Source organism: Leptospira bandrabouensis, assembly GCF_004770905.1.
In the GTDB taxonomy this organism is placed as follows: domain Bacteria; phylum Spirochaetota; class Leptospiria; order Leptospirales; family Leptospiraceae; genus Leptospira_A; species Leptospira_A bandrabouensis.
In genome coordinates, this window is sequence record NZ_RQHT01000014.1 from 1,660,608 (window position 1) to 1,683,234 (window position 22,627).

The window sequence follows — 22,627 nt, forward strand, 5'->3', positions numbered from 1 at the left end:
AAACCAGCCTCGGATTTTTTCCGCAAGCCTTTTTTAATTCAGGGAGAATTCACGGATTTGGAGCCAAAATCGGGCAAAAATCTTCGATTCTTCTGCCTCAAGAGCGGCAAGTCTTTCCCTTGCATTTGGATCCATGCGGAACATTTCGGCACTCATTTCGGAAAGGTGACCTTCCTCTTCCAAAATCAGGTTGGTTAGGCGGATGGGAGAACCCGTTTTGTCCAAAATCTCGTCGTACGCAGCATAGACGACCATAGCTCTTTTTTCAATGACCGTTGTGGTGTACAAATAAGCAAGGTAAGTAAATTCTTTTGGGTCTGGGAAAACCTTTCGTAGGCTTCGGCGCACCAAAGTGTCTAGCTTTGCGAAATAAATTCTTGCCGCAGTTCCCCGAACAAGGGCGGAGTTTTGGTATCCCAATTGGAAACTGGGTCTTATGGTGCGGGCAGCTTTTTTAAAAAAGAGGGCATGTCTTGCTTCTTCGGTAGCATGTTTCAAAATCATCTCCGAAGTTTCTTCACTGGATTGGGTGAGTAGGATTTTTCTGGAACCTAGATGTTCTAAAAGGGAAAGAGTGTTCAGCCAAAGTGCATGGTTGGTTTCATTGGCAACGATGTCAGAAAGAACTTTAGGAATGGAATCATTCGAGAGGACAGCAACAGAACCCATAAATCCAAATTGTGAGATGTGTTTCTTTGGGCTAGCCTTTCTTTAGTGGGATACTGAGTTGGGCGATGGTTTCTCCATCCTCATGGTAGATCCGAAATTGGTCTGTAGGAAGTCCTTCTCCTTTTAAAAGGATAACACAAAGGGCAATCCCAATCCCTTCCCCTTCCGAGTTATCTCCCCTCTCTATATAATATTCCATGATATCGTTATAGTTTTGTGCATGTAGGAGTGAGTTACGAATTTTTTGCATCTCTCCCCGCACGAGTGTGTTATTGTTTCTGACATCAAACTTGATTTGGTTTTCATTATGTTCAATTTTTAAATGCACATATAGGTTTCTTTCTTTTGCCAATGGTTCGAAAGTATTTCCCCTTCCAGAAAGGATGAGGCTTTTATACATTCTAACACCTAACTCGTAGTCGGCGGGAGAATGGATGTCTAGTTGGTTTTCTTGAAAAAAAATTCTTTTAAAGTTGGCTTTAAAACCATTGAGGATTAAATCTTTGACAATGGTAAATAAAATGGCTGATAAATCAGAAATTCCATATTTTTCAGTCAGGGCATCCAAAATTTTTACCAAGTTTTCATCTAAGACCTTGGAGGCACCAAAAGCACTCAGCTCAATGGGCTCTCCGCTTGTAATGAGTTGTTTTACTTGTTCTGGACTTAAGACTTCCATCAAAAAATATATTGGCTCGGGAATAGGGGATTGGATTTGGATTTTTCTTCCACAAGCATTGTCTGTAACTCTTTTCTTAGACGTTCTGTAATGGAATCTATCGTTTTCTTTTTATCTTCTTTATAAGAACTAAAATACTCATTGATCGTGAATGGTGTTCCGAATCTAACAACTGCTTTGTGAGAGCGAGGTTTAAATTCTCCAAAAAGTTCGTTTTCATAGCGATATAAAAACTCATAGAGCCGTTCTGCACTGGGTAATTCTTTGATATAGGCGGTTTGGATAGTGATAAAGTCATAAGCTTTGGTTGCCGCTTTTCTTGCCCAAGTTGCCATTTCTAAACTAGGAAGTTCTCCTTTGGGATCGGGCATACCCACAGAAACCATTTCAAGAACACTTAAGATCCTTCTTAGTTTTTCGATGGCATTGGCATCATTATCCCATTTGGGGATATTGGCTTTTCTTGCAATATTGTCGAGCATAGCATGACGCATCCGTCCCAATCGGTAGTCAAAATCATCGGCTCTGTTTTCATCGACAGGGACTCCATACTCTTTTTCTTCCCTTTCAATCATTCGTTTTCCCACCGACAAAAAACGATGGACTATGTCTTTGCCAGTTTTTTCAATCCCTAACTTCTGTTCCATTTTGCTGATGGTTTGGTCTATGTCTTTTTGCATGGAGTTTATGGAACCGGTCATTCTGTACTTAACAAAAGTGGGCAAAATCCAAATTTTTGCATTTGGCTCTTTTTTAAGTGCATCCTCCAGTCCCCAAAATCCGAGTTGGGCCACACCTGGTTGGAAGGGAAGTAGGGTATCGTTCATACCACTAGTGGGTTCTCCTTCTGGGAATAGGGCAAGTTTACCACCGGGAGAGGCAAGAATTTCCCTTGATGCTTTTAAGGATTCACGATCAGGCGCACCAGCTAACACGGAGTAGGCTCCGATGGATTGGATAAAGTCACCTACAAATCCATAAGCCCATTCAAACACTTCTCTTGCGGCCATATAATGAAACCTAGAACCCATAATGTTTGCTGCGTGATAGGCAATTCCAGGTTCTTTGGTTGTGGGATGATTGGAAATATAAAGGAGACGTTCTTTTTGGAAGGTCTTTAAAGTTTTTTGGTCTGTTTCGGAAATCTCAATGGAATCAAGATTATGGAGCATTTTGTTAAGAACGGGAAGAGTCAGATCCGTAAACCATAGAGCAGGAAGATTGAACTTTGCGGGAATGAAGGATTTGATTGACATAGGACGTATGCTGACAGCTTAATCAAAGGAAGCAAGTACGAATTCACATGGCACTTATAGAAGAACTCAACCAACAAGGCAATTTCCTCTTCCGATGGCGCTCCTACATCCCAGGAGTCATTTTGTTTCTTTCCTTACTGTATCTACCGTATGTCCCTTATTTCCAAGGGAACTACGAGTCCAATTTGTATTGGTTATCTGGTGCATTTTTAGTCAGTTTTGCGGGACTTTTTGTTAGATGTTTTACGATCGGATACACTCCTAAAAATACGTCAGGTAGAAATACAAAACAACAAGTGGCTGATGTTGTAAACCAATCAGGTATTTATTCGTTAGTCAGACACCCGTTATATGTAGGGAATTTTCTTATGTATCTTGGCCCGGTTTTTATCCTTAGGGATTTTGCCTTTGCTCTCGTATACATTATGTTTTTTTATTTGTATTACGAACGTATTATTTTTGCAGAAGAATATTTCCTTCGTGGTAAATTTGGAGAAGGATATTTAAAATGGGCGGATAAAACTCCAGCCTTCATTCCTCGTTTGTCTGGTTATATCAAACCAAACTTAGATTTTTCATTTCGCAATATTTGGAAACGTGAATACCCAAGTTTGTTTGGAATCATTGTTGTGTTCACTGTTTTTGATTTGATCCAAGTTTATTTCCAAGAACCGGCACTTCGTGCAGTAGACATCACTGGAATTTGGAAACCATTCCATACTTGGTTTTTTGGATTTGGACTTATTTTTTATGTTGTCACACGTCTGATTGTAAAGACCACCAAACTTCTCGAAGTCGAAGGTAGATAGTTTTTTATGAGTCGGTTGTCCAATGGTTGGAAGATTCCAGAGTCTCTAGATGATAAAAGAGAACTTATGGAATCTTACCAAAAAACCGTAGAAAGTATGGAGGCGGAAAATCCGCTCACCATCTTTCGGGAACATATGGACAACGGACTTTTATTCAAAGCCGGATTGCAAGATGCAATGAACCAACTCACTACATTTGCAAACCTATATATGAGCATCATCGAACTAAAAAAAGAAATAGAGAAACAGACAAAAGGCAATTGATCCAAACAAAAGTTGTAGACTGCAGACAAAACAATTTTCAATCCATCTTCGAATGAAGTATGTATTTGATTTCCAAATGTATGAAAATCAAATACATAAAACTAAAGATAAATTAATTTATTTCTTCCAGTTCTATTTCCGCAAAACATCCATCCTTAGATACTTCTTTGAATTCGGGGGTTAGAATATAAATGTTTTTTGGGTAATTGTTTTCTTTTTGAAACTTAGGAAGTTTTGATAAGGGAATGGAAACTTTAGATTTGTTTTTTTCCTGAAACAGGTACACGAAAGCAAGTTGGTCTTTTGGCATTCTAAGTTCTTTATCTACATTAATACTTTCCCGTAATAAAAATCGCATCTGGAATGTAGGTAGGGATTCTCCAGGACAGGCATATACATTCAAATAACGAAATTCTCTGGGTGAAAACTCGGTTCCATTCCAAAAATGAGAGAGTTTCATTTCTAAGAAAAAATCGAAATCTTCTTTTCCGTCTTGTTTCTTTCTCCAAACAGTATTTTTATCTTTGTCTAACAAAAGATGGATGCCACCGGATCCAGTAGCATCTTCTATGCGGAATGGTGGATTTTCTTTGTATTGGTTGATACTTTTTTTGGTTCCGGAAAACAGATAATAATTTCCGAAGAGAACTAAAATTATGGCGATGAAGATAGGAAGTACAATGACAGGTTTCATATGAAAGAAAAACTTCTACTGCCTAAGAAAAAGGGCTACTTCTTTTTTTGTGAATCGATCCTAAAGGAGATCAAATGAAAATTGGGATTTTAGGTGGCACTGGCCTGATTGGTAAGTCCTTTATAAAAACTGCCTCTCTGAAAGGACACAGGTTTCGTGTTTTCTCAAGACAGAATTCGTTACCTGCTGAATTATCTTCTTTCCCTGAATTAGAATTTGTTTCTTGTATTCTCCCACAAACTGCAGACTTAGAAGGTTTAGATGCCATTGTAAATTTAGTTGGCGAACCAATTGCGGGCGTTAGGTGGACGGAAGAACGGAAACGACTCATTCAGACTTCCCGTATTGATTTTACACGGGGGCTTGTGGCACGTGTTTTGGATTTAAAATCTCCACCAAAAGTTTTTGTGAATGCAAGTGCCGTTGGTTATTATGGAATGTCAGAAGAACATCATCTTCCTTATAACGAAAATACTGCTCCAGGAAATGACTTCCTTGCCAAAATTTGTGTGGATTGGGAAAACCAAATCCTTCCTTTGCAATCAACAGGAATTCGATCTCTCGTCCTAAGAACAGGAATTGTTTTAACTCCCGAAGGTGGAGCCTTAGAAAAAATGATTCCTCCTTTTTTATTAGGTGTTGGTGGATCGATTGCTTCTGGAAAACAAGGAATGAGTTGGATTCATATAGCAGACTTTATTTCCGCTATGTTACACTTAATGCAGTTGGATTCAGCCTCTGGCGCTTTTAATTTAGTTTCTCCCCAACCAGTCAGTAACGAAGAGTTTTCTAAATCTTTGGCCAAATCTTTGCACAGACCCAATTTTTTCAAAGTTCCTTCCTTCGCCATACAGGCGCTCTATGGAGAAGGAGCTGTAGTAGTGACAAAGGGACAATATGTGCTTCCGGAACGGTTGCTTTCTAGCGGATATGAGTTTCAGTTTCAAAATTTAGAAAAGGCACTTGCAAATCTTTTAGAAAAACAGTGATTTCTTCTTTTCAAAAGATAAGAAGGGTGAGAGACTGGAGCCAACCTTATCTTGGAGTAAGAAATGAACTCAAAAAAAGTCCTAGTCTCTCTCTTCGCACTCTCCTTCGCATTCGTGATGGTAGCTTGTGGCGATTCCAAACCAAAAGAAGAAACACCTGCTGCTGTTGAATCTAGCGCGAGTGCCGATCCTGATCTTGCAAAAGGGGAAGAACTTTACCTACAAAACTGCTCTTCTTGCCACGGTGAAAAAGGTGCTGGTGACGGAGCTGCTGCTGCTGCCCTCAATCCAAAACCAAGAAACTACAAATCTCCTGCTTCTGAATGGAAAAACGGAAATACTGCTGCTGGTGTGACTAAAACTTTGAAAGAAGGAATCAAAGGATCTCCCATGGTTGCTTACGGACATTTGGGTGATGATAACATTCGCATCCTTGCAAAATACGTAGAACACCTTTCTAAAAATTAATCATTGTCTTTTTCGGTTCCGCCTACGGGTTGGAGCCGAACACTTGTCTTTATGAACCAAATCATTAAAAAAGCCGATCGACCCACTTGTGATTGTGGAACCACTCGTGACGATGAAAATGCACGTAAAGTTGTTAAGTATTCCACTTGGGGAATGATCGCCATGGGTCTTGTCGGGATATCTGCTACACCAACCGATATATACTTTGTTTGTCGAAAGTGCAAACAACCCTTTGGTCGAATGACGAAAGAAGAAAGAAAATCGAAATCCTAATTTTAGTTGACCCGCGTTCTCGGTGGATTTCCCTGGAAGCTAATGATGGAAGAGTTTAAGATTCGGTTGGGATTTGAAAACGGGGGAAATTTACCCGTAATTCATATATCTGGCGAAATCACATCCGAAGCTGAAGAGGAAATCGTAGAATCTTACGAATCCATCCCGGCAGATAAACGAAATCGTGTCATTTTGAACTTTTCGGAAACATCATACATCAACTCTGCCGGAATTGCGACTCTTATCAGTCTCATTACAAAATCATCAGAGAATCAGGGTAAAATTGAATTTGCAGGACTCAATACTCACTTTAGAAAAGTGATGGATATTGTTGGTCTGACTGATTTTGTCCTCATTCACGATTCTCTGAATTCTGCGCTCACCCAAGTCTAAATTATTCTAGATTCCAAACTTCCCTTCCGTAAGATAGGAGGGAGAGAGGTCTTTTCATGAGTGAAGTGGAAATCCACGTCAAGGGCAAAACATATAAATTACCGGTCATTGTTGGTACCGATGGAAAAGAAGGAATCGACCTAACCGATTTTTATAGAAAAACGGGCCTAGTCACTGTTGATCCAGGTTTGTTTAATACAGCTCTTGGATTGTCTAAAGTATCAAGACGTGATCCAGAAAAAGGGGAGCTAACCTATCGCGGTTATGACCTAAAAGAACTCGCATACCAATCCACATTTGTGGAAACTTCGTTTTTATTAATTTACGGGAACCTCCCCACAAAACAAGAGTTAAATGACTTTTCCGGTCGACTTTCTAAACACTCTATGATCCACGAAGATATGTTAAATCTCTTCGACGGATTTCCTGGTGTTGCCAATCCATTGGCAGTTTTATCTGTAATGGTTACTTCACTTTCTAGTTATTATTTAGAAGACTACGAAGAAAAATTAGATATGGGTGTGGACTTAATTGCAAGGTTACTTGCAAAAATTCGCACCATTGCCGCTTTCACATACAAACATGCAGTGGGTCATCCTTTCGTATATCCTTTGGATAAAAATCCATATTGTACAAACTTTCTTTATATGATGCATAAAATGCCTGCGGACAATTATACAGTTCCGGAAGAGTTTGATCGTATTTTAAACCAAATGTGGATTTTACATGCGGATCACGAACAAAACGTATCCAACACTGCAGTCCAAGTGGTAGGTTCTACTCAAGCCAATTTATTTGCCTCTATCTCTGCAGGGATTATGGCACAATGGGGAGCACGAGAGGGCGGACGTCCTACAGCAGCCATTGGTCTAATTGAAGACATTTTAAAAACTAAAACACCTGTTAAAGATTATTTCGAAAGATTCAAACGCGGTGGTTTGAATATCCAAACTAATGGTTTTGGACAAAAGGCTTATGATGTAGTGAGTCCACGTGCTAAGGTCGCTCGTGAAATCATTCGTGAATTCTACAAAGGTAGAAAGTTGTCTGCTGTGGAAGACATTGCGCTACAAATAGACGAAGTGGTTTGGAACGATTCCTACTTTATGGAGAATCTTCTTTATCCTAATTTAGAATACTACTCTGGTCTCGTATTTCACACATTGGGAATTCCTAAGAATATGTTCTCAGTGATGCAGGTCATTGGCAGACTTCCAGGTTGGCTTGCTCATTGGAGAGAACAAAGAGTGAAGGGAGACTTCTCAAAAGTTCGTCCAAAACAGATATATGTGGGTGAAAATCAAAGAAAGTACATTCCTGTTCAGAACCGTCTCTAGGTTTATCAAACAGCATCGTCTTATGAATTTCCGCTGGTTCGGACTTGTATGGTGTTTGCTGGTTGTTTCGTGTATTTCGAAAGAGGCACCACCCAAGGTGGAAAAAGGGGTCCTTTCCGCTGAGTCTTATTTAAGTTCCTCCTCCAAAACGGTGGAACTTAAAGGTGAATGGGAATATTATCCGGGACTTCTCATTTCACCTTTAGAGTTAGAGATTTTAAAAACAAACCGGGAGCCGCATTTTTTTGAGGTTCCTGGAGTTTGGTCCGACTCTTTTTGGAAACGGGGATTTTTGGCAGGCGATGGATATGCCACCTTTAGCATGAAAGTCCACCATGGACTTAAAGGGATTCCCCTTTCTGTAAAAGTTCCTGAAATGGAAACCGCCTATAATCTGTTTGTTGATGGTGTGAAAATATCATCCAATGGAGTTGTTACTACCTCTTACCAAACAGGGAAACCGGAATATCGCCCACGAATTGTCGATTTTTTTCCCAAGGAAAATCAAACTTCAATTTTATTACAAATTTCCAATTACCATCACAGAAAGGGTGGGCCTGCACAAATATTAGTTTTGGGAAGGACATCCGATATCCACCATCAATTCGAGTTTGAAATTCTGCGCGATATGTTACTTGTAGGTAGCATTTTGTTTATGGGAATTTATCATTTGTTTTTGTTTTGGAACAGGAAAAAAGACCCTTTCACATATTGGTTTGCACTTACGTGTATTCTTGTTGCTTTACGTGTGTTCATTACTGGAAACAAATATATTGTTCATCTGTATCCAAACATTTCCTGGGAAGTCCATTTAAAGTTAAGTTACTTAAGTTTCTTTTTGATTACTCCTATTTTTGCTCGTTATGTTTATTTACTCTTCAATCAGTATTTTTCACGTAGAGTTTATGAATTAATTAAATATTCTGGGTTTGTATTCTGCTTTATCGTCTTTGTGACGAGATCATCTTTTTATACTTATTTGATGGTTCCGTTTCAGGTTTTTACCTTGTTAGGTGCTATTTATACATTTTTTGTTATAGCACGAGCCATTCGAGATTCTTCCCCAGGTTCTCTTATTTTTTTGTTTAGTTTTATCATCTTTATCGCAAGTTTCGTAAACGATATTTTGGTTAACAACCTAATCATACACGGGCCACTTTTGATCCATTTGGGGATCTTTACTATGTTCTTTGTGCAGTCCGTATATATTGCGAGAAATTTTTCAAAAGGTTTTGTGGAAGCAGAAAACTTAGCTGGTGAACTTTCGGATAAAAATAAAACTCTGCAAAGTATGCAAAACCAACTAACAGAGCTAAATGAAAGGTTGGAAACTCGAGTTAAAGATAAAACTGAAGAACTCCAAGGAAAGTTGGATCAAATTGGAAAAGATATGAGACTTGCTAAGTCCATCATTCAAAGTGTTACCAAACTTCCTGATTTAGAACCTTTCCTTAAAGTAGATATTTTATACAAACCAATCGCTGAAGTGGGTGGGGATATATATTTCGTAAAACGCATTCAGGATTTTTATTACCGATTCTTTTTAGGTGATGCTACAGGACATGGTTTACAGGCCGCACTATATTCAATGATGATCCAATCTGAGTTTGAACGTGTGTCTGCTGTGGCCATGCGACCAAACGATTTGTTGTTTTATATGAACCAACATTTTTATGATAAAAATGCTGACCTTCAAATTTATTTCCCTGCGATTGTGTTGGATTTTGATTTTCATCAGAAGATCCTTCGTTATGCAGGAGGTGGAGTTCAAAACCAAATCCATCTGAAAAAAAATGGGTTCACCGCAATGTTGGAAAACACGGGTCCCATTATTGGAATTTTGGAACACTACAGGTATGGTATTACTGAATCTAAGGTAGAATCGGGTGACCGAATTTTTTTGTTTACAGATGGATTGTTTGAGGAGTTAAACGAATCTGATGGAGCTCAGGCTTGGGAGGATTTGTTAAAGATAATTCAGGTTACAGTTTCTTTACCTTTTGCAGAAGTCCTTCCGGCAATTCAAAACATGTTATTCCAAAGGATGAACAAATCTCAATGGAAAGATGATTCCACACTTATTTTTATCGAGGTCACCTAAACATTTTTTATGTTAGGTGACCTGTTTTTAAATATCTTAGATATTAATTAGAATTTAAATTTTATTTGATCGTATGTGAATTACCAATCTCCGGAAGATCCTCCGCCCGCAGAATCACCGCCTCCCCCAGACCAACTGTCCGAACCAGAAGACCATGAGTCCCCGCCACTAGACCAACCTCCACCACCAAAATACCCACCATCGGAACCACCACCATTACCGATTCCTATTTTACGTTTTAAAAACATAACGAGTAGAAATAAAAGTACGGCAACGATTAGGCCAAAAGTACTTCCAAAAAGAAAGGTTAAAAAGGGGAATAAAACAAGAAGGCCTATGATTGTAAAAATCACTCCTCCTATGGAAGGAACAATTAAGGAAATTAAAGTAAAAATTCCTCCAACAAGTCCCGACGAAAAAACTTCCTCTTCGGAACTATTGCCAGTTGTGGCCACATCATCTTCTGAAGGGGCATATTCTCCTCGGATCGCTGCCATAATCGCATTCACACCGGCGGTGACACCACCATCCATATCTCCAGACTGAAAGCCTGGTCTTAGTTCGTTTCGGATAATTTGTTTTGCTTGGATGTCTGTGAGTGCTCCTTCAAGTCCACGGCCTACAGCAATTCTCATTTTCCTTTCGGTTGGTGCTATGATTAATAAAACTCCATTGTTTTTTGATTTTTGCCCTAACTTCCATTCGTCGAAGATCTCCATCGATACATCTTCGATAGTCTCTCCCTGTAAATTTGGTGTGATATACACAGCAATTTGGTTGGAAGTTTCGGCCTCAAATTGTTTGAGGTTGGATTCCAGTTGGTTTACTGTGGCTTCTGATAAAATGCCAGCGTGGTCCATCACTCGTCTTTCCAATTTGGGAACTGGATAAGAAGAAACTTCTGTAAATGTAACAAATAAAATAGTTAGAAAAAAACAAATGTTCTTTTGGCTAAACCTAGAAATGATTTTTGAATTTATAAATTTAAAATTGAATTTCATTACATCAATTTCCCACCGTCACGGATTTCGTTGGAGATTTCGTTTTTGTCATCTTTTTCGATTTGAATATTGTATTTTTTGAGAAGTTGTCCGCAGAAAAGAATACTGGAAACAATCCCTTCTTTTTTCTTGTTCGACTTCATTCCCTCAACGATAAGTTTTACTGCTTCGTTCCATTCTGATTTAGGCACAATTCTTGCGATTTCTTTGTCAGGTAAAACTCTTACAAAATGTTCAAACAAAGAAATATAAATTAAAATGCCAGTTCTGTTTTTTGTACGAAACACTTCTTCATCTAAAAAAGCTTCTTTAGCTCTCAGATCAACAAAGTATTGTTTGGCGGCCCTTGAAACTAGGTTGATTCTGATTTTAGGAAAAAGTGCAGTGATAGATAAACCAAGGAGAGCACCAATCCAAACAGATAGAACTGCAAAGAAAGATTCACCACTCCATACAAGGCCGTAGAATTTTTGTGCAGTATAGAATGTTACTCCAGTCACTCCACCCATAAGAAATGCACCAAGCCATGCCCATTCTTTATAATGGTGAGAGGATTCAGCGAAAAAAGGAACAATTTCTGCCGCAGTTTTTGATTCTGCTTCGCCAACAGCAGATTTGATTTCATCTAAGTCAGATTTAGAGAAATAACGTGTTAGTATACTCATGGGCAGAAGAAAAACAGGAAATTCTGCCTAGATCAACTAAAAAAACTAGATTTTTGAATCGATGACGATGATCAAGCTGACCAAAAATAAATGTAGGATACTAAAAAAGAAAAAACGTTTTGCAAGGAGTTTGTCCCCCGAAAGTTTTAATCGAAATGCGAAAAGCAAAATCAAAACTGTAAGAAAAATCGCAGAACTTAAAAATAAAAATCCCATTCGTTCATCGGCAAAATAAAATCCAATGACAGACAACGAATATGCAATCGCATAAAGAAAGATTTGATTTACTGTCTTTTGAATGCCTGAAACTACAGGCATCATAGGAATTCCTGCGAATTCATAATCATCTTTTAAGAAGATAGCTAGTGCCCAGAAGTGTGCAGGTGTCCAAAGAAATATCATCAAAAATAAAATCCATGCAGGAACGGGAAGGGTATTTGCCATTGCTGCATATCCGATCAAAGGTCCAATACAACCAGAGATTCCACCGATGACGATGTTTTGTTCTGTTCTCGGTTTTAACCAAATAGTATATAAAAACACATATAAAAGTAAAGCAGAGAGGGCACAAACGGCCGTTAGTAGATTGATAAAATATGTCAAAATTCCAAACGCCAAAATAGCGACAAAAATACCCAAAAAGAGTGCAAAACCTGGTGAAATTTCTCCTGCTGGGATTGGTCTTTGTTTGGTTCTGTACATCACAGCGTCTCTTTCTCGTTCAATATATTGATTGAGAATGAAAGAGGCAGAGCTCATTAAATAAGTCCCAAACAGAGTGATCGAGATTTCCCAAAGGGATGGGTAACCATTAGTACCCAGATACATTCCAGGAAGAACTGTCGCAAGAACGAGTACTGTGACTCTAGGTTTTGTCAGTTGGTTCCATAATCGGAACATTATTGGACTCCTCTTTCAGGAGACCTAAAATGGTAAAAGGCTGCAATAAAACAAAACATAAACACGAGAACACCGTTTAGCGTGTGTAATCCGGTAATGAGTTTGGGTAGTTGGTACAAAACGTTCATAGCACCTAAAAAAATCTGAAAAGATATTAGATAAGCTGCAATTTTAAGAGTCTTTTTGACCAAATTATCCTTTAAGTAAAGGATTCCATAAGCAGACAAAGAAAGTACAGACAAGGCAGCTAAATATCCAAACAATCTATGTTCCATTTGAAATCGGATGGGTCCTATCATTTTCGGAAACCACTCTCCATTACAAGTAGGGAAGTCGGAACAAACAAGACCTGCATAGTGAGAACTCACCTTTCCACCAAGAAAAAGTTGGTATAAAACGACGATGAGTACAAATAGAAAAAAATACTTACCAGGTCGATTCCATTGGAATTTGGATTGATTATCTTCGGAGATCAGCAATCGAACTGTTAAACAACAAGACAATAATAGAACTGCATTGAGTAAATGTAGGTTAACGGTTGTTGGGTGGAGAAGTTTGGTAACAGTGAGTCCGCCGAGGATGACTTGGGAAATTAAAAATACAAGGGAGAGTGTTGCAGGAATCCCCAGGTTTTTTCGAGTTTCTTTTTTTCGTAAAATCCAAATAAAACCGATTCCTACAAGGATTCCTAAAATCCCTGAATAGTATCTATGTCCCACTTCCATAAAGATCTGAAATGTAAATTCTGGTACAAATTTACCATGGCACAAAGGCCAATCAGGACAAGCGAGCCCTGAATCGGTTGCTCTTACGAGTGGACCGTAGAGGAGATTGATAAGGATCATTGCGGAAAGTATGGTGTAAAAACGTTTGAGTGTCATACGTCTATCTGTTTCCTCCAGGTTTTGTGACCTGAGTTTAGGGAAAATAAAATTAATCTTGCATCTTTTAAAAATTGTTGGATAAAAAGAGCAGTTTTTCGTATAGACTATATCAGGTAAAATTATGCAAAACACAGACCTTTACAATAAGGGTGGCTATTGGACTTTCCTTGTCACACTCGTTCTCAACATTCTATTTTTCGCTTATATTTCCTTTGTTCACCCGGGAACACCGGATAACCCAGGAATGGAATCAAAAAGCGTTCAGTCCAAATAGGGTAACCACCAAATCTTCGTGAACATTCGATTCTTCTTTTTTCTTTTTCTGTTATTAGGAACTAGCGTATCTGCGTATGATCCGCATTCCAACTTGACTCGGGAGAATAAACTTCCGAAAGAATTAGAAAATATCGGATTTTCTGATGTCACGGGGAAGTCACTCAATCTCGACATACCGTTTCGAGATGAATCGGGAAAAATCGTTAAGTTTTCCGATTTTCTTTCGAAAGGGAAACCCGTCCTCCTTTCTCCTGTTTATTTCAAATGTCCTACTCTTTGTAATTTTCACCTCAATGGTGTGTTCCAAGGTTTAAAAGCACTCGATTGGTCTCTTGGCAAAGAATACCAATACATTGCCGTATCCATTGATCCGAAAGAAAATGAGTCGGTTGCTTTTCCTAAAAAGGAGGCCTATTTGAAGGAATATGGTAGAGAAGGAGCCGGATCCGGTCTTCATCTCCTCACGGGTACACAGGAATCCATTGATATTTTAACCAAACAATTGGACTTTCGGTACGCATGGGATGCGGAAGCAAAACAATACATCCACGCCAGTGGGGTTTATGTTTTGACTCCAGAAGGTAAGGTGTCGCGCATCTTTCAAGGAATCCAACTCGAACCAAGAGATTTAAAATTTGCCTTTCTCGAGGCATCTTCTGGTAAGATTGGGAGTTTTGTAGACAAGTTTGCTTTATTTTGCTTTCAATTTGATCCGAGAAAAAATAAATATACGATATACGCATACAGGATGATGCAATTCGGGGGGGCAGTCACCTTACTCCTTCTCGGTGCGTTTTTATACATAAACTGGCGAAAAAAAACAAATAACAACCGTCAAGGAGTCACATAGATGTCTTGGAGCAGTCTCATTCCAGCGACCTCGTTCATGCCTATCCAGGCAACTGAAATCGCAAAAGAAGTCGATCTTCTCTATGCGTTTCTGATCATAGCAAGCCTTGTTTCGTTTGTCATCTTGGTTGGTGGAATGACATGGTTCCTCATCAAGTTCAAACGTACAAGTTTAGACCAGAAATCCGCATACATTACTCACAATAATTTTGCAGAATTTCTTTGGTCGTTCATTCCTCTCATTATCATGATGGGGATTTTCTACTGGGGTATGGTCATTTTTGAAAAACTCAGAAACCCACCAGAAGATATTGCGGCTGAAATTCATGTTACTGCAGAACAGTGGGCTTGGACTTATCGTTATGCAAACGGAAAAGAATTTTATAGCTCTGCAAATGATCCAATGATTGTTCCGGCAGGAAAAGCTACAAAACTCGTCCTCACTTCTAAAGATGTAATTCATAGTTTTTTTGTTCCTGCTTTCCGAACCAAACAAGATGCGGTTCCAGGTAAACTCACACAACTTTGGTTTGAGCCTAAACAACCGGGTGAATACATCGTTTTCTGTACTGAATATTGTGGTACGAAACACTCTGGTATGATGATTAAAATCAAAGCGATTCCATCTGAGGAATATGCAGCTTGGTATCATGCTGAGAAAAAAGGTGCTGACAGTCCTGCGGATCTTGGAAAGACACTATTTGCTCAAAAAGCTTGTGCTTCTTGCCACTCGATCGACGGATCTAGAATTGTTGGACCTACAATGAAGGGACTTTTTGGTTCTAGTAGAAAATTTGCTGATGGAAGCCAATCCAAAGCTGATGAAAACTACTTACGCGAATCCATCCTGGTTTCTTCTGCAAAAATCGTAGAAGGATATCCACCAGCGATGCCAGTGTTCCAAGGCCAACTTTCTGATGAAGATGTTGCCAACTTAATTGAATATATCAAATCCATTAAATAAGGAAGAGAGATGAGTTCAGCACAGACAAAAACCGAACATGGTCACACTGACCATAATTATCTGAACCACGGATCTGGAATCTGGTCTTGGATGACCACTCTAGACCACAAACGTATTGGTCTTATGTATTTTGCAACAGTTTCCACCCTTTTCTTAATCGGTGGTTTCTTTGCTTTGGGAATTCGTTTGCATTTAGCAAAATTTGGCGCTACGCCACTTTTGGATCCAGATACTTACAATAAGTTTATGACTTTCCATGGTGCCATTATGGTATTTATGGTAATCATTCCTGGAATTCCGGCTTTCCTCGGAAACTTTATTCTTCCGATCCAATTGGGTGCAAAAGACGTTGCTTTCCCAAGACTGAACCTTGCCTCTTACTACATTTTCATTGCAGGAGCACTTCTTTCCGCTTCTTCCATGATCTTCAACCAAGTAGACACGGGCTGGACATTCTACACTCCTTACTCAACAGCAAAAACATCTAACGGTGTGATTTTGCTTGTGATGGGCGCGTTTACAATGGGTTTTTCTTCCATCTTAACGGGACTAAACTTCATTGTAACCACACATAAACTAAGAGCACCTGGAATGACTATGGACCGAATTCCACTGATGATTTGGGCTTTGTATTCCACTTCAATCATTCAGATTCTTGCAACACCAATCCTTGCGATCACTCTTTTACTCATTGGAGCAGAAAAAGCTCTTGGAGTGGGGATTTTTGATCCAGACCTCGGTGGAGACCCAATTCTTTTCCAACACTTCTTTTGGTTCTACTCTCACCCTGCGGTGTACATTATGATCCTTCCTGCAATGGGTGTGATCTCTGAGCTTATCACTGCTTTCTCCAAAAAAACAATTTTCGGTTACCGTGCGATTGCTTATTCTTCCGTTGCGATTGCCGCAGTATCCTTCCTTGTTTGGGGACACCATATGTTTGTTTCTGGACAATCCACTTTAGCAGGACTTGTATTTTCCATCATCACCATGTTTGTTGGGGTTCCAACAGCGATTAAACTTTTCAACTGGATCTCCACTATGTATCGTGGAACTGTTACCTTCGAAGCGCCAATGCTCTTCGCTCTAGGTTTTATGTTCTTATTCACGATCGGTGGTTTGACAGGCGTTTTCCTTGCATCAACTGGTATGGATGTTCACTTCCATGACACTTACTTTGTAGTTGCTCACTTCCATTATGTAATGGTAGGGGGAACACTTATGGCACTGATGGGTGGAATTTTCTACTGGTTCCCTAAGATGTTTGGAAAGATGACTTCTGATCTTGGTGGAAGGATCTCTTGGGTTCTTATCTTCACTGGATTCAACGTAACTTTCTTCCCACAATTCATTTTAGGTGCAATGGGAATGCCTAGACGTTACTTTGATTACCTTCCTGAATATACAAACCTCAACCAAATCTCTACAGTGGGTTCTTGGCTCATTGGTCTTGGATTTTTGGTAGGTCTTATTACCATCATTCATGGAATTTTGAAAGGGGAAAAAGCTCCGAACAACCCTTGGGGTGCAAAAACACTCGAATGGCAAACGACTTCTCCTCCACCACACGAAAACTTTACAACTACTCCAACAGTAACTGCAGGGCCATATGACTTCCGTTAGTTCTTCAAGTGAATTTCATCACCAACACCATTTTAAGAGTGCAGATCACCAATATGCCTCTTCCAAACAAGGAATTTGGTTATTCCTTTGCACTGAGATCCTGATGTTCGGTGGCCTATTCGTAGGTTACCTCATCTATCATTCTCTTTACCCAACTGTTTTCAAAAACGGTTCGGAAACATTGGATTGGAAAATGGGAGCTGTGAATACAGTTGTCCTTCTTGTTAGTTCCTTCACTATGGCTGCTGCCATTAACTACGTGCAACGTGGTTTACATAAAATAGCAGCTGTTATGCTCGCTCTTACAATTGCTTGTGCTGGTGCCTTCATGGTAATTAAATACTTTGAATACAGTCACAAGTTTCATGTAGGAACAGTTCCTGGTAAATTTTCTCTAGTGGATCCTTCTTGTGCAGCTGGTGGAAAAAGAGCAGAGTGCGAATCTAAAATTTCCGCTCTTCTCAAAAACCCTGCAGAATTAGAAAAAAACCATGTGAGCACAGAAGAAGTTACACGTCTGAAAGCGGTGATCTCTCAACCAAAATGGGAAATGTTCTATGGTTTTTACTTTGTAATGACTGGACTTCACGGGATTCACGTGGTAGCTGGTGCGCTTCTCATCTTCTGGGTATTTATAAAAACTCTACGAAGAAAAGTTGGTCCCGAATACTACACTCCTGTAGAAGGTGTGGGTCTTTTCTGGCACGTTGTGGATTTGGTATGGATTTACCTCTTCCCACTTCTTTATTTGGTAGGATAAAAGGTATAATAGAATGGAATACGTAATCAATTACGGACTTTACTTCATTGCTCTCGTTGCAGTTTTCACTCCAATTCTTGGATTTGGAATTTTTGCTCCTGGGATTGCAACAGCTACCATTTTAGGATTTATCGTAAACTGGTTTGGTCAGTTTTTCCAAACGGATCGATTTGCAAAATTTACAGAAGAAAACAAAGATAGCAAACTGCTTAAATTTGTTTTAGGTGATGAAGATCACAAAGAAGACCATGCTTCTGCTTCCATGTGGGTAGAAGATGGAGAAGAGGAAGAAGAACCTGATCACCATGTAATATCCATTAAAACATATGTATTCGTTCTTTTGGCTTTGTTCTTTGGAACGTTCATTACTGTTTGGGTAGCACAATACGATTTAGGAAAGTGGAACATGATTGTTGCAATGGCTGTAGCGACTTGTAAGGCTTTCTTCGTTTTAGCTTACTTTATGCATTTGAAGTATGATAATATGTTGAATCGTGTTATCTTCCTTTCCGCATTTGCCTTTTTGGCTTTGTTGTTTGCCTTCTCTTTCGGAGACATCATTTCAAGAATTGCTCCGTCAACTGAGTTCCCAGCAAAACCTTTTTTCTAGAAAAAAATTGACATAACGTTTTGAAAAGAGCCCGCCTTCGCGCGGGCTTTTTCGTCTAATGAAGAATCGTGTATCAGTATATTAAAGCGATTTTATCTCTCTTCTTAGATCTAATTCCTGAGAGAAAAACTTATAACGACGATTATATAAAGGAATTAGACAGACACACGCGAATCATCCAAGTTCCCGGAAGTATCATCGGCGTATTTGCGATGTTAGGATTTGCTTTTGATACGGATGCTAAACTCCATCCAGAGTTTCCTGAACTCTTCTATTTTCGGATTGGATATAGTCTCTTTTGTTTTTCCTATTTAATTTTTTTCGTATATAACCACCTGAAAAACAAGTTTTCTAATTTGGAAGGACTGACTTGGGCTTACCTAACCTATGCCTATCTTTTATTTACGGCGGCTTATTATACGGGTAGGATCGCGGATGATGCACCTTATGTTTCTGGATACCAGATGCTTGTGATGATCCTTCCTTTTTTGCCACTCCCAAGAAAAACTTTATTCATTTATTATCCTATATCCATTCTCATTTTTTTTGTTTCTGTAATCGTATATAAACCTGATCTCACAACTGCAGCAGCAAACTATTCAATGCAGAACTTGGCAATAAGTTATGTTCTTGGTATTTTTACTGGTCTTATTATGGAACGATATCGATTCCATTCTTTTCTAAACCACAAAAGAATTATTAAAAAAAATGAAGAAGTTACTAAGACTGTAGAAGAAATTCAGGCATTGAAATCCCAACAGGATGGTGACTATTTTTTAACATCACTATTACTTGAACCTTTGTTAGGCCGTGAAACCGATGGTAATGCTGTCACAATAGACACAGTTATCAACCAATACAAAAAATTCAAATTCAGAAACAAGGAATACCAGTTAGGTGGCGATTATGTATCTGTTTATAATTTAATCTTACAAGGGAAACGGTACAAAGCCTTTATCAATGGGGATGCAATGGGTAAATCTATCCAAGGTGCGGGTGGGGCCATTGTTCTAGGAGCAGTATATAACTCCATAGTAATCCGTTCAAAAATGGACCCAACTTCATCAAACAGGTCACCCGAAAGATGGTTACACGATTGTTATTTGGACCTTCAAAAAATATTTGAGACTTTTGATGGAGCCATGTTAGTTTCTGCTGTGATTGGACTTCTTGAGGAATCAACAGGGACTTTATATTTTATTAATTTAGAACATCCTTGGGTCATTCTATACCGAGATGGGAAAGCAAGATTTATAGAAGATGAAATTCATTATTATAAATTAGGCGTAATGGAAGTTCCAACCAATCGATTTATTTCAGTTTTTCAAATGCAAAAAGGGGATAAAATTATCTGTGGTTCAGATGGAAAGGATGATCTTGTAATATCTGAGTCAGGGAAATATCGAGATATCAACGAGGATCAAAACTTAATTTTATGTTGTCTTGAAGAATCCGATGGAGATTTGGAAAAAGTGATCTCGGTATTGAAATCAAAAGGGAAGTTTTCAGATGATTTAAGTTTGATATCATTGGAATATAAATTGGGATCATTTTCTAAACCTGGTGTTTACTGGAAAGAGGCGAAAGAGTTTATTAAATTAAAACAGTATAGCAAAGCATTGGATGTGCTTTTGTCTTATAATTCAGCCTTGGAAATTTCTATTACGGAATTAAAATATATTACTAGGTTATACGAAAAAGAAGGTGTCTTACTTAAGGCAATGGAATATGCGAGTTTGGCATTGGAAAATTTTCCTTCCGACACAAGATGGATGTTTCATACCTCGGTTTTATACAAACGATTGTATTCAATTTATAAATCGAAATCTTTTTTGGAAGAATCGCAAGAGTTGAGTGAAAGGGTGCGGTTACGGCAGCCATCAAATATTGGGAACTTAATTCATTTAGCTGACGTTTGTCGGTTGAGTGGAGATAAAGACCGGTTTGTGTACTTACTCAAACAAATCGAAATATTGGAACCTAACAATTCAAAATTAATGGAATTAAAAGAGAAAACTTAATAATTAAACCCACTTGAAGTTTTTTCTGAATTATAATTCGTTTATACATGTCCTGCTTAAGATTGTAAATGAAGGTTGGAAGATGTATTACTTTTTAAATAAAACAATTCGATCTTGAATTTCTAAATTTTTGAAACCAAAATGGTTTTTGATCCATACAAAGGATTCTTTTGTATAAAAGAAAGTATGTGTTTGGTCATTTTTGTAATACCATTTTTCAAAATTAATAGAATCATCATAAGGATGGGTGAGTATATATAAACTTCCGGTTTCATTGAGTAATTTTGTTAAATTAAAAAACTCATCTTTCGGGGAATGGAAATGTTCCACTACCTCTGTAAGGATAATATAATCATAAGTTTGATTTAAATTATCTGTGTAGTTATGGAAAAAAGGATCGTAAAGTTTGATTTTGAATCCTGCTTTTTCTAAGAGGTATTGAACCACAGGTCCTGGACCCGCACCATAATCTAAACCTTTGTCTGTTGTTTTTTGGTTTGTGATCACCAGATCCACAATGGGTTTTAAAAAATTTTGGTAACGTATATCCTCTACATCGTTATTATGTTCAAGGTATCTTTTTTTTTCATCTTCAGAGGTAGGCCAAAATTTTGAATCCATAAAGACAGAAAGGCAATTTTGGCACCTATTGTAAGAGCGAAACCGATTGGTAAAAAACGGAATGGATTCAGATTCGCAAAGAGGGCATTTCATGATTCTATAATATCATTTTAGAAAAACAGTTAGTGTTTTCAACTACGAACCATCCATTTGACCGTCATTTGTATTTTATAAAAAACCATTCTATTTTTTTGAATCGTGATCCGACAATTAGAGTAATAGAGATACCGGAACACCCATGCAAAATATAGATTATTCCAGAAAGCTTAGATCCGGCCGACCCTATGAGGGCGAGGTTCCATCCTATTCTCCACAGCCGCATTCCTATTTAAGTAACGCACAAAAACCAAAATCTGCTTTTATCCTTCTTGTCGGAGGAATTTTACTTTTTACTTCCGGAATGGTCGTGGGAATCCAATTGGGGCAAAAAGAAACAAAATTCAAAGAAAACTCTGAAACCTCTTTCTCGAATGTTGGTAACCAGAAATTACCTGCCCCAAAACTTTCTGAATCTAACGGGGACGGACAGAACCAGGACCAAAGCCAAGGAGATCATTCTAGCTCTTCTTCGGAATCACCGTTTCCGCATGCTTTGAAGTTCCCACCCAAAAATGACCAGATCAATTATATGGTCCAAATTGGGGATTTCACACCGGAAGAAGCAGTAGCGGTCGGAAAACAATTGATTGAAACCAACCCTTCTTTGCGCGGACGCATTTTTCGTACCTCTACGGGGAAACTTTTTGCAGGATATTTCTATCGTTTGGATGATGCCAAAGAAACTCTTGAGGCTGTAAAATCCAAACTTCCGACCCTGACAGACGCCCAAGTAAAAACCATTCGATTCTGAACTATTTTTGTCAACTTCCTTGACATTCGTCAATTTTCAGGTATAGTAAAGGCAAGAGTATTTACGGAAGTTATTATACTTACTTGGCTACAAAAAAACTAAACGAAAAAACTAAAGAGCCTAAATTCAAGGTGGGGGACTACGTTGTATACCCTATCCATGGAGTAGGTGAAGTCACAGAAGTTGCAAAAAAGCTGATTCTGGGAAAGAAGAAAGACTGTTACAGTTTGGAAATTCAAGGTTCCAAAATGAAGGTCTCTATCCCTGTGGATCGGGCAATCGATGTGGGTATCCGGTCGATCATTGATAAAAAAGAGATCAAAAAAGTTCTCACTCTCCTAAAAAAGGATGAGGTCGACACGGAAGAGGACTGGAAGGTCCGTTACCAGAACAATATGAACAAGATCAAATCTGGTTCCATTTTCGAAGTGGCTGATGTTTGCCGTAATCTTTACAGACGTGCCTATGGCAAAGAACTTTCCATTATGGAAAGAAAGCTCTATGAGAGCGCCTATAATTTAGTAAAGATGGAAATTGCATTGAGTAAGGGTGTACCCCAAGAAGAAGCAGGAAATATTGTTTCCGATGTGTTAGCAGCTTCAGTGCAAGGTATGGCTCCACCACCACCTCCAAAAGAATTGGATGATGATCTAGATTTAGAATAGACTTCC

At 38.7% G+C, this 22,627-nt stretch carries 25 protein-coding genes; 16 read left to right on the top strand and 9 right to left on the bottom strand.

Annotated features, from left to right (window positions below; all coding sequences use genetic code 11):
- Positions 1 to 33 precede the first annotated feature (33 nt).
- The 3 genes from EHR07_RS15000 to EHR07_RS15010 are packed head-to-tail and all read right to left on the bottom strand — an operon-like array spanning position 34 to position 2,604.
- Complete coding sequence (locus EHR07_RS15000) at positions 34 to 669, bottom strand: rubrerythrin (protein WP_135745800.1); 636 nt, start codon at positions 667 to 669, stop codon at positions 34 to 36.
- Between the two features lie 31 nt (positions 670 to 700).
- Positions 701 to 1,348 (bottom strand): hypothetical protein, encoded by a 648-nt coding sequence (locus tag EHR07_RS15005; RefSeq protein WP_135745801.1) that lies wholly within the window; start codon positions 1,346 to 1,348, stop codon positions 701 to 703.
- Complete coding sequence (locus tag EHR07_RS15010; protein ID WP_135745802.1) at positions 1,348 to 2,604, bottom strand: 1-acyl-sn-glycerol-3-phosphate acyltransferase; 1,257 nt, start codon at positions 2,602 to 2,604, stop codon at positions 1,348 to 1,350. The genes EHR07_RS15005 and EHR07_RS15010 overlap by 1 nt, the downstream gene beginning before the upstream one ends.
- A gap of 47 nt (positions 2,605 to 2,651) precedes the next feature.
- On the opposite strand from EHR07_RS15010, the gene lmtA reads away from it, so the two are divergent.
- Together lmtA and EHR07_RS15020 are read left to right on the top strand one after the other, a co-directional pair.
- Positions 2,652 to 3,413, top strand: a complete 762-nt coding sequence (gene lmtA / locus EHR07_RS15015) for a lipid A Kdo2 1-phosphate O-methyltransferase (protein WP_135745803.1) — start codon at positions 2,652 to 2,654, stop codon at positions 3,411 to 3,413.
- Positions 3,414 to 3,419: 6 nt separating this feature from the next.
- A complete protein-coding gene (locus tag EHR07_RS15020; RefSeq protein WP_135745804.1) occupies positions 3,420 to 3,677 on the top strand; it encodes a hypothetical protein in 258 nt (85 codons plus the stop codon).
- A 112-nt stretch (positions 3,678 to 3,789) separates the two neighbouring features.
- Here EHR07_RS15020 and EHR07_RS15025 read toward each other — a convergent pair whose 3' ends face one another.
- Positions 3,790 to 4,371, bottom strand: a complete 582-nt coding sequence (locus EHR07_RS15025; protein ID WP_135745805.1) for a hypothetical protein — start codon at positions 4,369 to 4,371, stop codon at positions 3,790 to 3,792.
- 74 nt (positions 4,372 to 4,445) lie between these two features.
- Here EHR07_RS15025 and EHR07_RS15030 point away from each other — a divergent pair, with 74 nt between their 5' ends.
- The 6 genes from EHR07_RS15030 to EHR07_RS15055 all read left to right on the top strand — a co-directional run bounded on the left by EHR07_RS15030 (position 4,446) and on the right by EHR07_RS15055 (position 9,932).
- On the top strand, positions 4,446 to 5,360 hold the full coding sequence (locus EHR07_RS15030) for a TIGR01777 family oxidoreductase (RefSeq protein ID WP_135745806.1): 915 nt from the start codon (positions 4,446 to 4,448) through the stop codon (positions 5,358 to 5,360).
- A gap of 63 nt (positions 5,361 to 5,423) precedes the next feature.
- Positions 5,424 to 5,828, top strand: coding sequence for a c-type cytochrome (locus tag EHR07_RS15035; protein ID WP_004787200.1), 405 nt, complete (start codon positions 5,424 to 5,426; stop codon positions 5,826 to 5,828).
- 51 nt (positions 5,829 to 5,879) lie between these two features.
- On the top strand, positions 5,880 to 6,101 hold the full coding sequence (locus EHR07_RS15040; RefSeq protein WP_135745807.1) for a hypothetical protein: 222 nt from the start codon (positions 5,880 to 5,882) through the stop codon (positions 6,099 to 6,101).
- A 42-nt stretch (positions 6,102 to 6,143) separates the two neighbouring features.
- Positions 6,144 to 6,494: an STAS domain-containing protein gene (locus tag EHR07_RS15045; RefSeq protein ID WP_135575065.1), complete on the top strand. Its 351-nt coding sequence runs from the start codon at positions 6,144 to 6,146 to the stop codon at positions 6,492 to 6,494.
- Between the two features lie 56 nt (positions 6,495 to 6,550).
- Positions 6,551 to 7,831: a citrate/2-methylcitrate synthase gene (locus EHR07_RS15050; RefSeq protein WP_135745808.1), complete on the top strand. Its 1,281-nt coding sequence runs from the start codon at positions 6,551 to 6,553 to the stop codon at positions 7,829 to 7,831.
- Positions 7,832 to 7,853: 22 nt separating this feature from the next.
- Complete coding sequence (locus EHR07_RS15055) at positions 7,854 to 9,932, top strand: PP2C family protein-serine/threonine phosphatase (RefSeq protein WP_167483379.1); 2,079 nt, start codon at positions 7,854 to 7,856, stop codon at positions 9,930 to 9,932.
- A gap of 80 nt (positions 9,933 to 10,012) precedes the next feature.
- Here the strand turns inward: EHR07_RS15055 and EHR07_RS15060 are convergent, their stop codons facing one another.
- Genes EHR07_RS15060 through EHR07_RS15075 form a run of 4 tightly spaced genes read right to left on the bottom strand, consistent with a single transcriptional unit; the run spans position 10,013 to position 13,379 of the window.
- Positions 10,013 to 10,933, bottom strand: coding sequence for a TPM domain-containing protein (locus tag EHR07_RS15060; protein WP_135745809.1), 921 nt, complete (start codon positions 10,931 to 10,933; stop codon positions 10,013 to 10,015).
- Entirely contained in the window at positions 10,933 to 11,598 is a 666-nt protein-coding gene (locus tag EHR07_RS15065) for a TPM domain-containing protein (RefSeq protein WP_135745810.1), read from the bottom strand. Before EHR07_RS15065 ends, EHR07_RS15060 begins: the two co-directional genes overlap by 1 nt.
- Before the next feature lie 45 nt (positions 11,599 to 11,643).
- Complete coding sequence (locus EHR07_RS15070) at positions 11,644 to 12,498, bottom strand: heme o synthase (RefSeq protein WP_135745811.1); 855 nt, start codon at positions 12,496 to 12,498, stop codon at positions 11,644 to 11,646.
- Complete coding sequence (locus EHR07_RS15075) at positions 12,498 to 13,379, bottom strand: COX15/CtaA family protein (RefSeq protein ID WP_135745812.1); 882 nt, start codon at positions 13,377 to 13,379, stop codon at positions 12,498 to 12,500. Before EHR07_RS15075 ends, EHR07_RS15070 begins: the two co-directional genes overlap by 1 nt.
- 295 nt (positions 13,380 to 13,674) lie before the next feature.
- Here EHR07_RS15075 and EHR07_RS15080 point away from each other — a divergent pair, with 295 nt between their 5' ends.
- The 6 genes from EHR07_RS15080 to EHR07_RS15105 all read left to right on the top strand — a co-directional run bounded on the left by EHR07_RS15080 (position 13,675) and on the right by EHR07_RS15105 (position 20,485).
- Positions 13,675 to 14,508 carry an SCO family protein gene (locus tag EHR07_RS15080; protein WP_135745813.1) on the top strand — a complete coding sequence of 278 codons (834 nt, stop codon included), beginning with the start codon at positions 13,675 to 13,677 and terminating at the stop codon, positions 14,506 to 14,508.
- Positions 14,509 to 15,471 carry a cytochrome c oxidase subunit II gene (coxB, locus tag EHR07_RS15085; protein WP_135745814.1) on the top strand — a complete coding sequence of 321 codons (963 nt, stop codon included), beginning with the start codon at positions 14,509 to 14,511 and terminating at the stop codon, positions 15,469 to 15,471.
- Between the two features lie 9 nt (positions 15,472 to 15,480).
- The gene (locus EHR07_RS15090) at positions 15,481 to 17,094 is read left to right on the top strand and encodes a cytochrome c oxidase subunit I (protein ID WP_135745815.1); all 1,614 of its coding nucleotides are present in this window, start codon (positions 15,481 to 15,483) and stop codon (positions 17,092 to 17,094) included.
- Complete coding sequence (locus EHR07_RS15095) at positions 17,081 to 17,854, top strand: cytochrome c oxidase subunit 3 family protein (protein ID WP_135745816.1); 774 nt, start codon at positions 17,081 to 17,083, stop codon at positions 17,852 to 17,854. The genes EHR07_RS15090 and EHR07_RS15095 overlap by 14 nt, the downstream gene beginning before the upstream one ends.
- A 13-nt stretch (positions 17,855 to 17,867) precedes the next feature.
- Entirely contained in the window at positions 17,868 to 18,464 is a 597-nt protein-coding gene (locus tag EHR07_RS15100; RefSeq protein WP_135745817.1) for a cytochrome C oxidase subunit IV family protein, read from the top strand.
- A gap of 68 nt (positions 18,465 to 18,532) precedes the next feature.
- Positions 18,533 to 20,485 carry a SpoIIE family protein phosphatase gene (locus EHR07_RS15105; RefSeq protein WP_135745818.1) on the top strand — a complete coding sequence of 651 codons (1,953 nt, stop codon included), beginning with the start codon at positions 18,533 to 18,535 and terminating at the stop codon, positions 20,483 to 20,485.
- An 87-nt stretch (positions 20,486 to 20,572) separates the two neighbouring features.
- Here the strand turns inward: EHR07_RS15105 and EHR07_RS15110 are convergent, their stop codons facing one another.
- Positions 20,573 to 21,106 carry a class I SAM-dependent methyltransferase gene (locus tag EHR07_RS15110; protein WP_135745819.1) on the bottom strand — a complete coding sequence of 178 codons (534 nt, stop codon included), beginning with the start codon at positions 21,104 to 21,106 and terminating at the stop codon, positions 20,573 to 20,575.
- A gap of 238 nt (positions 21,107 to 21,344) precedes the next feature.
- On the opposite strand from EHR07_RS15110, the gene EHR07_RS15115 reads away from it, so the two are divergent.
- Together EHR07_RS15115 and EHR07_RS15120 are read left to right on the top strand one after the other, a co-directional pair.
- On the top strand, positions 21,345 to 21,956 hold the full coding sequence (locus EHR07_RS15115) for a hypothetical protein (protein WP_135745820.1): 612 nt from the start codon (positions 21,345 to 21,347) through the stop codon (positions 21,954 to 21,956).
- A gap of 83 nt (positions 21,957 to 22,039) precedes the next feature.
- Positions 22,040 to 22,621 carry a CarD family transcriptional regulator gene (locus EHR07_RS15120; RefSeq protein ID WP_039938068.1) on the top strand — a complete coding sequence of 194 codons (582 nt, stop codon included), beginning with the start codon at positions 22,040 to 22,042 and terminating at the stop codon, positions 22,619 to 22,621.
- The last annotated feature ends 6 nt before the right edge of the window (positions 22,622 to 22,627 follow it).

What these genes read in the sequence shown, in the direction of transcription:
- EHR07_RS15070 (WP_135745811.1), bottom strand. Translation starts at nt 12,498, where the DNA reads ATGTTCCGATTATGGAACCAACTGACAAAACCTAGAGTCACAGTACTC.
- EHR07_RS15065 (WP_135745810.1), bottom strand. Translation starts at nt 11,598, where the DNA reads ATGAGTATACTAACACGTTATTTCTCTAAATCTGACTTAGATGAAATC.
- EHR07_RS15115 (WP_135745820.1), top strand. Translation starts at nt 21,345, where the DNA reads ATGCAAAATATAGATTATTCCAGAAAGCTTAGATCCGGCCGACCCTAT.
- EHR07_RS15075 (WP_135745812.1), bottom strand. Translation starts at nt 13,379, where the DNA reads ATGACACTCAAACGTTTTTACACCATACTTTCCGCAATGATCCTTATC.
- EHR07_RS15035 (WP_004787200.1), top strand. Translation starts at nt 5,424, where the DNA reads ATGAACTCAAAAAAAGTCCTAGTCTCTCTCTTCGCACTCTCCTTCGCA.
- EHR07_RS15010 (WP_135745802.1), bottom strand. Translation starts at nt 2,604, where the DNA reads ATGTCAATCAAATCCTTCATTCCCGCAAAGTTCAATCTTCCTGCTCTA.
- lmtA (WP_135745803.1), top strand. Translation starts at nt 2,652, where the DNA reads ATGGCACTTATAGAAGAACTCAACCAACAAGGCAATTTCCTCTTCCGA.
- EHR07_RS15095 (WP_135745816.1), top strand. Translation starts at nt 17,081, where the DNA reads ATGACTTCCGTTAGTTCTTCAAGTGAATTTCATCACCAACACCATTTT.
- EHR07_RS15110 (WP_135745819.1), bottom strand. Translation starts at nt 21,106, where the DNA reads ATGGATTCAAAATTTTGGCCTACCTCTGAAGATGAAAAAAAAAGATAC.
- EHR07_RS15045 (WP_135575065.1), top strand. Translation starts at nt 6,144, where the DNA reads ATGATGGAAGAGTTTAAGATTCGGTTGGGATTTGAAAACGGGGGAAAT.
- EHR07_RS15040 (WP_135745807.1), top strand. Translation starts at nt 5,880, where the DNA reads ATGAACCAAATCATTAAAAAAGCCGATCGACCCACTTGTGATTGTGGA.
- EHR07_RS15025 (WP_135745805.1), bottom strand. Translation starts at nt 4,371, where the DNA reads ATGAAACCTGTCATTGTACTTCCTATCTTCATCGCCATAATTTTAGTT.
- EHR07_RS15050 (WP_135745808.1), top strand. Translation starts at nt 6,551, where the DNA reads ATGAGTGAAGTGGAAATCCACGTCAAGGGCAAAACATATAAATTACCG.
- EHR07_RS15005 (WP_135745801.1), bottom strand. Translation starts at nt 1,348, where the DNA reads ATGGAAGTCTTAAGTCCAGAACAAGTAAAACAACTCATTACAAGCGGA.
- EHR07_RS15090 (WP_135745815.1), top strand. Translation starts at nt 15,481, where the DNA reads ATGAGTTCAGCACAGACAAAAACCGAACATGGTCACACTGACCATAAT.
- EHR07_RS15000 (WP_135745800.1), bottom strand. Translation starts at nt 669, where the DNA reads ATGGGTTCTGTTGCTGTCCTCTCGAATGATTCCATTCCTAAAGTTCTT.
- EHR07_RS15020 (WP_135745804.1), top strand. Translation starts at nt 3,420, where the DNA reads ATGAGTCGGTTGTCCAATGGTTGGAAGATTCCAGAGTCTCTAGATGAT.
- EHR07_RS15030 (WP_135745806.1), top strand. Translation starts at nt 4,446, where the DNA reads ATGAAAATTGGGATTTTAGGTGGCACTGGCCTGATTGGTAAGTCCTTT.
- EHR07_RS15060 (WP_135745809.1), bottom strand. Translation starts at nt 10,933, where the DNA reads ATGAAATTCAATTTTAAATTTATAAATTCAAAAATCATTTCTAGGTTT.
- coxB (WP_135745814.1), top strand. Translation starts at nt 14,509, where the DNA reads ATGTCTTGGAGCAGTCTCATTCCAGCGACCTCGTTCATGCCTATCCAG.
- EHR07_RS15100 (WP_135745817.1), top strand. Translation starts at nt 17,868, where the DNA reads ATGGAATACGTAATCAATTACGGACTTTACTTCATTGCTCTCGTTGCA.
- EHR07_RS15055 (WP_167483379.1), top strand. Translation starts at nt 7,854, where the DNA reads ATGAATTTCCGCTGGTTCGGACTTGTATGGTGTTTGCTGGTTGTTTCG.